Genomic DNA, 11,284 nt, shown 5'->3' on the forward strand with positions numbered 1-11,284 from the left:
CGTCATTCTGAAGCAATTGTTACAAAATTTTAGCGGTGGCAGGATTAACAAAAAACTAACTTAATACAATTGGCAGCAGGAACAAGGGTTGTTATCTTTAGAAAAAAGACCTTTTTTTATGACACGATCTATCTGGAAATCAGCCGCCCCGAACACGAATTTTCCCGTTTTAAATGAAAATATTAGTGTCGAAATAGCCATTATTGGGGGAGGTATTACGGGCATTACAACCGCATACCTTTTGGCAAAATCGGGTAAAAAGGTAGTGCTTCTTGAAGCAGGTACTATAAGTGGCGGGACCACGGGCGATTCTACAGGGAACCTCTACGCTATGGTAGATAAGCGCCTGCATCACATTCAAAGCAAATGGAATGAAGATACAGCTTCAAGAGTGGCGCAATCGCGGGGACAGGCAGTAAACCTGGTAGAGGAACTGGTAAATAAATACCAGATTAATTGCAGTTTTAAGCGCGTGCCGTGGTATCTATTTAGCGAGACAGAAAAAAAGGACGAGACCATAGAGAAGGAGATCAAAGCTGCTGCTCATTACAGGTTGCCGGTAGAAGAAGTACACGACTTACCCATACCTGTAAAAGTGAGTAAGGCGATAAAGATAGAAGGGCAGGCCCAGTTCAATCCTGCTGCGTTTGTGAGGGGGCTTGCAGAAAAAATTGACAGTGCAAATTGCAGGATCTTCGAAAATTCGGAGGTCCACCATATTGAAAAGGAGGAAGATCTTGTACTTTCAACCGATAGCGCTAAAGTAACTGCCAAAAAGGTCATTTTAGCCACCCATACTCCCAAGGGAATTTATGGCTTGCAAACCGCACTTTATCCTTACCGGGAATATGCAATTGCAGCTAAATTAAACTCAGGTGATTTTCCCGATGGTATTTACTGGGACACAGAGGCCGACTTTCATACTTCAATGCGCACATACAGCAAGGGAGAAGATAATTATGTGCTGGTGTTAGGTGGCCATCACAAAGTTGGACAGGAGGATGATTACAGCTGTTTCTTCAAAAAGTTGGAACAGAATGCCAGAAAACATTTTGATGTTGCTTCAATAGATTATGAGTGGAGTGCACAGCATTACAAACCTGCAGATGGGTTGCCGTATATAGGCGAAAGTTCTGATGACAATATTTATATCGCCACAGGTTTTTCTACAGATGGACTTACGTATGGGGTGCTTTCGGCTATGATCTTAAATGACCAGCTTAATAACAGGGAAAATGAGTGGAGTGATCTCTATAAAGCATCCAGGTTCACCCCTGTTAAGTCGGCAAAGAATTTCATCAAGGAAAACCTCAATGTAGCCAAACAATACATCAAAGAGCTGCCTGGAAAAGCTGAAGCCGGTTCTTTTGATGAAATTGCTGCCGGCCAGGGAAAAGTAGTGGAAGTAGAGAATGAAAAATGGGCTGTTTTTAAAGATGAAAAGGGACAGGTACATTGCCAGTCGGCCGTTTGTACCCATATGGATTGTATAGTAGACTGGAACGATGCCGAGAAAAGCTGGGATTGCCCCTGTCACGGAAGCAGGTTCAAGGCAACAGGAGAAGTGATTGAAGGTCCTGCCTTTTTACCGCTGGCGCCTAAGGATCCTGCAGCGAGGGAGAAAGAATAGTTATTTACCGGTCAGGTGATCAATGCTTAGTAAAGTTCCAGGAGGCAGTTTTATTTTAGATTATACAATATTTAATATACCTTTTTCCTTTAAAAGGTTTACCGCTTATTGCACAGATTCGCCAAGATGTTTTTTGAAAAATTGTTGTGAATTTGGTGTTTGAATATTTAAAAAAGTCTTGCCTTTAGTCTCGTGATTCTTGTTTCCGTTTAAATCACTGCCTTTCAACATTTCTGCGAAATAGGGGAATGGTTCCGGTACTGTCGGGTTCCAGGGGCTCTTGAAATTCCCGGTCAAGTTCCGTTTCAAAATTTTCAGGGGTCTTCAGGAAAAGTTCGTTGAGCTGCAACTTGAAATTATCAAATTCGGTGATCATGTCTTCAGCAAGATCAAGTATTTCGTCGGGGTTCTTTTGTTTTTTATTTGAAAGTTGATGGAGTATCTGTGCTTTGGTATAGAGAACATTGGCACGGGCTTCAACCGCTGTGCTTTTTAAAGAATCAGGAATGGTGGTACGCAGGTTTTCCATGATCTGTACGAGATTATTTGCCGAGCTGAGTATTTCCTGCCCTGTACTGTTTTCTAAATTCTGAATTTCGTTCTGTGCAGTGGCGTATGCGAGCCACTCTCCGGCAACCTCCCTGGCTTTAGGTAAAAGATTTACCGAGCGGGTAGTGTTTACCTCCAAAGGATCTAAAAATGATTTTTCAGAATCAATTGGAGAAACCGGTGCTTCCTGTTTTTCTCCGCAGGAAAAGAAGGAGACAAAACTCAATAACAGAACAATTTTTCTCATTTTCTAAAGATATGCTTTTCGTACAGTTTTTTTAAGTCATTATATCCAAAATGGCCCCGGATTTAGGACCAGGGAATTTCTCATCTTTCCTGAATTGAATATCTTTGCTGCTACTTAAAAAAAGAAACTTTTATGGCTTCAAAGATATTGATAATTGGTGCTTGCGGGCAAATAGGAACCGAACTTACTATGGCCCTGCGGGAAAAACAGGGAAAAGATAATATAATTGCCTGTGACATTAGGGAAGGAAGCAAAGAGCTGATGGCTTCTGGCCCTTTTGAGATCGCCGATGCTACCAACTATCATCAAATTGAAGACCTTGTTATTCAATATGATATTGATGAAGTATACTTAATGGCAGCAATGCTGAGTGCTACAGCCGAAAAGTTTCCCATGAAAGGCTGGGCATTGAACATGGATTCTTTGTTCCACGTTCTTAACCTTGCAAAAGATGGAAAAGTGAGCAAGGTTTTTTGGCCGTCAAGTATTGCTGTATTTGGGCCTACCACGCCTAAACAAAATACTCCTCAAACCACTATCATGGAGCCAACTACGGTTTATGGAATAAGCAAACAGGCCGGGGAGCGCTGGTGTGAATATTATCACAGGAAATTTGGCGTTGATGTAAGAAGTATCCGTTATCCGGGGTTGATTAGTTATAAGACACTGCCCGGCGGTGGTACTACAGATTATGCTGTGGAGATTTACCATGAGGCCCTGAAAACCGAAAAATATACCTCTTTCCTAAAAGAGGATACCGAGCTGCCTATGATGTTTATGGATGATGCTATTAGAGCCACGATTTCTTTAATGGAAGCCCCGGCTGAGAATGTGAAAATAAGATCTTCTTACAATCTTTCTGCTCTTAACTTCACTCCAGAGACACTTGCTGCTTCAATACAAAAACATATTCCTGATTTTGAAATTTCTTACGATCCCGATTTTAGACAGGCAATAGCCGATTCGTGGCCATCAAGCATTGATGATTCTGCTGCCCGCCAGGACTGGGGCTGGAGGCATGAATTTGACCTCGAGAAAATGACTTCCCAAATGTTGGAAGGAATCAAGGAAGTACATCATGTATAAAACCAAAAAAAGTCCTGCACAGTGTGCAGGACTTTTTGATTGAGCTAAAAACTAATATGATTAGTTGATTACGCGCACTCTAGTTGCGGTCAATCCTTTTCTTCCTTCTTCTTCCTCATACTCAACTTTGTCTCCTTCATTAAGAGTTTCTCCGTTAAGTCCTGTAACGTGAACAAAGATGTCTCTTCCTGTGTCGTCGTTGGTGATGAATCCGTAACCTTTTGATTCATTGAAAAATTTAACTGTACCTTCCATTGTAAAAAAATAATAATTAATAAAGTACAAACATAATCCAATTATTGAAACAGGGGTTAATCAAATTGTTATTTATTTCTAAAAATTTTAAAACGTGGCAGTTACTTCTTTTTCCGATCGTTCATTTTCTTCAAATTTTCATCGGAAAGCGTGTAATCTTTTAATTTTTTTCCACGCCAGCGAAGTACCAGGAACATGGGTAAGAGAAAGAAAACTGTTGCAAGCACAGAGAGCCCAACAATCCTGTCTCCTAATGCCTGATCATCCTGCATAATATAAAACCCCGCTAAAAAGGAGATCCCGATTAAAATGGCCACTATCTGGGTAAGAATGGATAAAACTTTCATACGGTTACTTCTATTAACTTCTTCCTGTAGGCAGTAAGAAGCTTAGATTTTGATACAAACCCAAGATACTTATTCTTTCGCACTACCGGAAGGTTCCAGGCATCAGTTTCCTGAAATTTTTTCATTATGGTTTTTGGGCTGTCTTTTTCTTCATCAATAATATCGGGTGCTGCCTGCATAAGTTCTTCAATCTTTACGCTGTCGTAAAGTTTTTTGTCAAACATTATTGGTCTTATGTCATCCAGCAATAGCACACCCATAAAGTTATTGTCGCTATCTACCACGGGAAAAATATTCCGCGATGATTTTACCACACCTTCCTTCACAATCTCACCCAAAGTCATGCCTGTCTTTAAAGTAACAAAGTTCCTTTCTATAACCTGCTTTATATTCATGAGGGTAAGGACTGCATGATCTTTATTATGTGTGATCAGCTCTCCGCGTTTTGCCAGTTCACTGGTGTATACTGAATGTGGCAGGAACCTGGTAGTGATCATAAAAGATATTGCTGAAGTGATCATGAGCGGCACAAAAAGTTCGTATCCATGAGTGAGCTCAGCAATCAGGAAGATGGCAGTAAGAGGTGCGTGAAGCACTCCCGCCATTAGCCCGGCCATTCCCACGAGGGTAAAATTACTTACCGATAATGGACTTCTTAATACATTAATGTGGTTCATGAACAAAGCAAAGCAATGCCCCATGGTGCTTCCCATAAATAGAACGGGAGCAAATATCCCTCCAATTCCACCGGCGTTAAAAGTAAGCGAAGTGGCCACAATTTTGAAGATCACCAGCCCGGCAAGGAGCGCAATGATTACCCAAAAATTGTCTAGGTATTCATTGAATAAGCTACTGCCCAAAGCTTCAAGATAATCTTCTTGCAGCAAATTATTTATTACATTATAACCTTCTCCATACAGCGGCGGAATGAGAAAAAGAAGCACTCCCAGTGCTCCTCCTCCCACAAGTAAGCGGTGAAAAGGAGAATCCAGCCGTTTAAATAATTTATTGATCCAGAAATAAACTTTTGTAAAGTAGATGGAGCAGAGGCTTGCCAATACGCCCAGGAGGATGTAATAAGGCACATCACTCATTTCAAAGCTGTCTTTAAGGCTAAAAGGCAAAATAATATCTGAACCAAAGAAAAAGTATGAAGTAAGTATAGCAGAAACTGAAGCCAGTAACAAAGGTAGAAGGGAGGCCAGGGTGAGGTCCAGGCTAAAAACTTCAATGGCGAATACAATTGCCGCAATGGGAGCCTTGAAGATACTTGACATGGCACCGGCTGCCGCACAACTAATGAGTAAGGTGCGGGTCGCCTGGTTCATGTTAAAAGCTCTCGAGATATTTGAACCCAGGGACGCTCCTGTTGCTACTGTGGGGCCTTCAAGCCCTACAGATCCTCCAAACCCTACCGTGATAGGTGCTGTGAGTATGGAGGCATACATTTGCATGGGCTTCATAAGCCCTTTTTTCTTTGAAATGGCGTACAAAGTTGAAGGTATACCGTGCCCTATGGGATGTCTTATCCCATACCTTGCTATGAATAGTGTAAGTGCCAGCCCAACTATAGGAAAGATGAAGTAGAAAGCATGATGATAGTTTACAATTAGCTCCCCTTCAAGTAAACGCTGAATAAAGTGGGTGAGGTTCTTGATCACCACAGCTGCCAAACCTGCAGTAAAACCTATGAGGGCCGCCAGTATCATTACAAACTGCTGCAAAGAAAGGTGTTTGGTTCTCCAAATCAAAAACCTTGTAAATAACGGATTCCTGCTTTTAGTACTCATAGTAATAAAGAAAAAAATGTCCTGACAGGCAGGACATTTATATTAGGAATTAACTTGTAACTTTAAGTTTAGCTCTTTAAGTTGATCTTCACTTATTCTTGCCGGAGCATCTATCATCACATCGCGGCCCGAGTTGTTTTTAGGGAAAGCGATGTAATCACGTATAGTTTCCTGTCCACCCAGTATGGCAACAAGCCTGTCAAAACCAAAGGCTATACCGCCATGTGGTGGTGCGCCATATTGAAATGCATCCATGAGGAAGCCAAATTGAGCCTTAGCTTCTTCGGGTGTAAATCCAAGATGGTTAAACATCATTGCCTGCGTATTCTTGTCATGAATTCTTATGGAGCCTCCTCCAATCTCGTTTCCATTGAGCACCAGGTCATAGGCATTGGCTCTAACTTTCCCGGGTTCGGTGTCAAGTAATTTGATGTCTTCGGGTTTTGGGGAAGTGAAAGGGTGGTGCATGGCGTGATACCTTCCTGTTTCTTCATCCCACTCTAAAAGGGGAAAATCAACCACCCATAGCGGTGCAAATTCGTCGGCTTTTCTTAATCCCAGTTCATTGCCCAGGTGCATTCTTAGTGCACTTAACTGGGTTCGGGTTTTATCGGCATCACCTGCCATTACCAGGATAAGGTCTCCTGCTTTTGCTCCTGTTCTCTCTGCCCATGCTTTTAGATCTTCTTCCGAATAAAATTTGTCAACCGAAGATTTCAGTGATCCGTCTTCGTTGTATTTTACCCAAACCAATCCGTTAGCACCAATCTGAGGTCTTTTTACCCAGTCAATAAGTTTATCGATCTCTTTTCTTGTATAGGAAGCAGCACCCGGAACCGCAATTCCTACTACCAGTTCCTGTTGATCAAAAACATTAAAGCCTTTGTTCTTGGCTAGGTCATTAAGTTGGCCGAATTCCATTCCAAAACGAATGTCGGGTTTGTCATTTCCGTATTTCCTCATGGCCTGCTCATAGGTCATGCGCGGAAATTCGGTAATCTCAACGCCTTTAACTGCTTTGATGAGGTTACGTGTAAAATCTTCAAACATGTTTAAGATATCTTCCTGCTCCACAAAAGCCATTTCACAGTCAATTTGTGTGAACTCCGGCTGCCTGTCTGCACGCAAATCTTCATCTCTAAAACATTTTACGATCTGGAAGTATTTATCCATTCCGCCTACCATAAGCAGTTGCTTAAAAGTTTGTGGCGACTGCGGTAAAGCGTAAAACTGTCCTTCATTCATGCGGCTGGGCACCACAAAATCTCTCGCACCTTCGGGCGTAGATTTAATTAATACCGGAGTTTCAACCTCAATAAATCCTTTTTCTGATAAAAGTTTACGCACTTCCATAGCCACTTTGCTGCGGAAGATAAGTTTGTTCTTCACCGGGTTACGTCTTATGTCGAGATAGCGATACTTCATCCTGAGGTCTTCGCCTCCATCAGTCTCATCTTCTATAGTAAACGGCGGAAGTTGAGCCGAATTAAGAATATTTAATTCTGAAACCAGGATCTCCACATCACCAGTCGGCATGTTTGGGTTTTTGGATTCCCGCTCAATGACTTCTCCTTTCACCTGAATCACAAACTCGCGACCCAGCTGGGAAGCTTTTTCCATGATCTCTTTTGGGGTGCGTTTCTCGTCAAAAATAAGCTGGGTAAGGCCATACCTGTCCCGTAGATCAACCCACACCATAAATCCTTTATCCCTGGTCTTTTGTACCCATCCTGAGAGGGTTACTTGCTTTCCTTGGTCTTCTATTCTTAATTCCCCGCAGGTATGACTTCTGTACATAATCGTTTTGATCTTTTAGAGGGGCAAAAATAAGAAGAACTCACGGGATTGAAAGAAGATTGGAAAAAGTAATCGAGAAAATTTAAATCTAAATTTAAAGAGGTGCCAAAAATGACATTTTTGAGAGGTCTTCCTGAAAATGATTTTGGCTTTCAGGCTTTTGGCTTTTAACGTGGAATTAATTGCCAATGATTATAATTTTTTCCCGCTGATCTCGCGGATATACGCAGATCATTTAGAGCAGCACGTTGGCGCGGATTTGTAATCCGTGCCGTGTACAAACATTTTTTCGCCACCAATCCACGAATTTTTTTTCTGAAGTTTATTGTGAACGAATACTTTGGACCCTTGTGAAATGTCTGCCACAGATGCACAGATGATTTTATTTAAAAATTTCTATTTCATTCCTGCCTGTGACAAGGCATAAATTGGAATTTGGTGCTTGACTATTTCTTATTTATTACGTGAAGTTGGCGCGGATTTACAATCCGTGCCTTGTACAAACATTTCTTTGCCACGAATGCACGAATTTTTTCTGAAGTTTTTTGTGAACAAAACTTTGAGCTTTTGTGAAATGTCTGCCACAGATGCACAGATGATTTTATTTAAAAATTTCTATTTCGTTCCTGCCTGTGACAAGGCATAAATTGGAATTTGGTACTTGACTATTTCTTATTTATTACGTGAGGTTGGCGCGGATTTGCAATCCGTGCCGTGTACAATCTTTATTTGCCACGAATCCATGAATTTTCTCTGTTTTTTCTGAAGTTTTTTGTGAATGAAAATTTTGGGCTCTTGTGAAATTTTTACCACACATTCACAGATGATTTTTTTTAAAAATTTCTATTTCGTTCCTGCCTGTGACAAGGCATAAATTTGAATTTGGTGCTTGAGTATTTCTCTTTATTATGTGAGGTTGGTACGGATTTGTAATCCGTGCCGTGTACAAACATTTTTTCGCCACGAATCCACGAATTTTCTGTTTTTTTTCTGAAGTTTTTTGTGAACAAAACTTTGGACTCTTGAGAAATTTCTGCCACAGATGCACAGATGATTTTATTTAAAAATTTCTATTTCGTTCCTGCCTGTGACAAGGCATAAATTGGAATTTGGTGCTTGTATATTTCTTATTTATTATGTGAGGTTGGCGCGGATTTGTAATCCGTGCCGTGTACAAACATTTCTTTGCCACGAATCCACGAATTTTCTGTTTTCTTCTGAAGTTTATTGTGAACGAAAACTTTGGGCTCTTGTGAAATTTCTGCCACAGATGCACAGATGATTTTATTTGAAAATTTCTATTTCCTTCCTGCCTGTGACAAGACATAAATTGGAATTTGGTGCTTGTGTATTTCTTATTTATACCTGAGGTTGGCGCGGATTTGTAATCCGTGCCGAGCACAATCTTTATTTGCCACGAATCCACGAATTTTTTCTTTGCAATCCGGGCCGTGTACAATCTTGGGACAGGAAGTGAATTGGATTTTTTCAGCTAAAATTTCAGCATAAAAAAAGCTGCACATCACTGCGCAGCTTTTCTATTAATATCAATATAATCTAGTGGTGAATTCTTGTGAAATGCACCTTATCATTAATAGCATTAAGGATAAAGTTGTCATCAAGACCATTCACGATCCAGGTTTCAATTTTGGCTTTTTGAGTGATCTCGGCAGCCGAAACTTTTGATTCCATTCCGCCGGTACCGTGAGTTGATTTTGTCTCGCTCATTACTTCTTTCTTGAGCTCTGCCAAATCGCTTACCTTACGGATGGTTTCCGGAGTTTTAGCTTCAATTGTACCTTTTTTGTAGACACCATGCGTGTTAGTGGCAATGATAAATAAATCTACGTCAAGTAAAGCCGCTGTTTGCGCAGCAAGATTGTCATTGTCACCAAACTTTATAGCATCGGTAGAAGAAGTGTCATTCTCGTTAATAATAGGAATGTAATCATTCTTTACCAGCACATTTACAGTGTTGATGATGTTTTGACGGGAATCTTCATTGCTAAAGTCGTTTGGCGATAGCAAACACTGCCCTATCAACAACCCAAGCTCTCTAAAGCTTTCCTGAAAAATACGCATAAGGTGCGGCTGGCCAATAGATGCTAAAGCCTGCTTTACATCTATATTCTCGCCACTGCGTTCCAGGTTCACAAATTGCTTGGCTACAGCTACAGCCCCCGAACTGATGATCACGAACTCGTAATCGTCTTTTAAGGCGGCAATCTGCCGGCCTATATCTTCAATTTTGCCTCTCGAAATATGGTCGGTTTCTTTGGTTAGCGTATTAGAACCTAATTTTAAAAGTATCCTCTTTTTCTTCTTTGGAGTTTCCATTTGTATATTATTCTGTTCTAAAATTTTATCGAGTTTGTCCATTTCCGTGAATATACCATTTGTTGGTTACTAGGTGTTGAAGCCCTATTGGCCCCCGCTGGTGTAGTTTATCTGTACTAATGGCAAGTTCTCCACCAAGTCCTAATTGTCCGCCATCAGTAAATCTTGTTGAAGCATTGTGGTAAACCGCTGCATTATCAACATTTTCCATGAATTTCTGTGCTTCCTTGTCATCTTTTGAAATAATAGATGCCGAATGCCCGCCAGAATACTTGTTGATCTTGGCAATAGCTTCGGTTACAGAATCTACTTCTCCTATCAATGCTTTATAGTCGAGAAATTCCTCATACCATTCATCTTCACTGTTAAGAGGTCGGGTGCCATCTAGATCTTCAAGAGACTTATCGGCAATTACCTCTACATTGTGCTCCTTCAGCGTGTTTAAAAGTTCGTTTATGAACTCTTTTTTATTCGGAAGCCTTGAATCGATCAATACTTTATCTACGGCGTTACAGGCAGAAATTTTCCCTGTTTTTCCGTTTAAGATCACATCAATAGCAATATCTGTATCGGCATTTTCGTGAATGTAGACGAAGTTGTTTCCGCGTCCGCTCACAATCACCTGTGCCGAAGAATTTTCTTTAACGAATTTGATAAGGCGTTCCCCACCACGTGGTACCACAAGGTCTACCTGCTGATTTGGGTTAGCGAGAAATTCCTGAGTTTGTTTTCTGTCAAACTGAAGGTATTCTACCCAGTTTGGAGAAATATTGTTTTCTTCAAGAGCCTGGTGCCAAAGTTTCACAATTTCCAGGTTTGAATTAAGGGATTCTTTTCCTCCTTTAAGAAGGATCTTGTTTCCCGATTTAAAGGCGATCCCTGCAGCTTCAACAGTTACATCGGGTCTTGATTCATAAATGATCATTACGGTACCAAAAGATGCGGTGCGGTTGTAAACCTGCATGCCGTTTTCATGCTTAAAGCTGAATCTTTCCACTCCTACCGGGTCTTCCTGGGAAGCCAGGTGTTTTAGGGAGCCTATCATACCTTCAATTTTGGCATCATCAACTTTTAACCGGTCTTCCATGGCCAGATCTTCCCCGGAATAGCTGTCGAGGTCGATCTTATTTGCTTTTAAAATATTGTCTTTTTCCTTTTCCACAAGATTTGCCATTGAGACCAAAACTGCGTTACGTTCATCAATGGTTAACTGAGTGTTCATTCGTTGAATTTTAATTAATAATTA

Annotated in this window: 9 protein-coding genes; 2 read left to right on the plus strand and 7 right to left on the minus strand. The window is 40.9% G+C overall.

Going from position 1 to position 11,284, the window contains the following annotated elements; all coding sequences use genetic code 11:
* Positions 1–118: 118 nt before the first annotated feature.
* Entirely contained in the window at positions 119–1,630 is a 1,512-nt protein-coding gene (locus VS868_RS08570; protein WP_345596717.1) for an FAD-dependent oxidoreductase, read from the plus strand.
* Between the two features lie 214 nt (positions 1,631–1,844).
* Here VS868_RS08570 and VS868_RS08575 read toward each other — a convergent pair whose 3' ends face one another.
* The gene (locus VS868_RS08575; RefSeq protein WP_266068036.1) at positions 1,845–2,426 is read right to left on the minus strand and encodes a hypothetical protein; all 582 of its coding nucleotides are present in this window, start codon (positions 2,424–2,426) and stop codon (positions 1,845–1,847) included.
* Between the two features lie 132 nt (positions 2,427–2,558).
* Here VS868_RS08575 and VS868_RS08580 point away from each other — a divergent pair, with 132 nt between their 5' ends.
* Complete coding sequence (locus VS868_RS08580) at positions 2,559–3,512, plus strand: NAD-dependent epimerase/dehydratase family protein (RefSeq protein WP_266068035.1); 954 nt, start codon at positions 2,559–2,561, stop codon at positions 3,510–3,512.
* Positions 3,513–3,572: 60 nt separating this feature from the next.
* Here VS868_RS08580 and VS868_RS08585 read toward each other — a convergent pair whose 3' ends face one another.
* From VS868_RS08585 to VS868_RS08610, 6 genes are all read right to left on the minus strand, one after another.
* The gene (locus VS868_RS08585) at positions 3,573–3,767 is read right to left on the minus strand and encodes a cold shock domain-containing protein (RefSeq protein WP_228914110.1); all 195 of its coding nucleotides are present in this window, start codon (positions 3,765–3,767) and stop codon (positions 3,573–3,575) included.
* Between the two features lie 101 nt (positions 3,768–3,868).
* Complete coding sequence (locus tag VS868_RS08590; protein WP_266068034.1) at positions 3,869–4,114, minus strand: hypothetical protein; 246 nt, start codon at positions 4,112–4,114, stop codon at positions 3,869–3,871.
* Positions 4,111–5,904 carry a chloride channel protein gene (locus tag VS868_RS08595; protein ID WP_266068033.1) on the minus strand — a complete coding sequence of 598 codons (1,794 nt, stop codon included), beginning with the start codon at positions 5,902–5,904 and terminating at the stop codon, positions 4,111–4,113. Before VS868_RS08595 ends, VS868_RS08590 begins: the two co-directional genes overlap by 4 nt.
* A gap of 42 nt (positions 5,905–5,946) precedes the next feature.
* Positions 5,947–7,701 carry an aspartate--tRNA ligase gene (aspS, locus tag VS868_RS08600; protein ID WP_345596727.1) on the minus strand — a complete coding sequence of 585 codons (1,755 nt, stop codon included), beginning with the start codon at positions 7,699–7,701 and terminating at the stop codon, positions 5,947–5,949.
* 1,557 nt (positions 7,702–9,258) lie between these two features.
* Positions 9,259–10,080: a glutamate 5-kinase gene (gene proB / locus VS868_RS08605; protein WP_266068031.1), complete on the minus strand. Its 822-nt coding sequence runs from the start codon at positions 10,078–10,080 to the stop codon at positions 9,259–9,261.
* Positions 10,064–11,260: a glutamate-5-semialdehyde dehydrogenase gene (locus VS868_RS08610; RefSeq protein WP_345596729.1), complete on the minus strand. Its 1,197-nt coding sequence runs from the start codon at positions 11,258–11,260 to the stop codon at positions 10,064–10,066. The genes proB and VS868_RS08610 overlap by 17 nt, the downstream gene beginning before the upstream one ends.
* Between the last annotated feature and the right edge of the window lie 24 nt (positions 11,261–11,284).

The sequence above is a fragment of the Salinimicrobium sp. 3283s genome (assembly GCF_039602225.1).
GTDB classification, from domain to species: domain Bacteria; phylum Bacteroidota; class Bacteroidia; order Flavobacteriales; family Flavobacteriaceae; genus Salinimicrobium; species Salinimicrobium profundisediminis.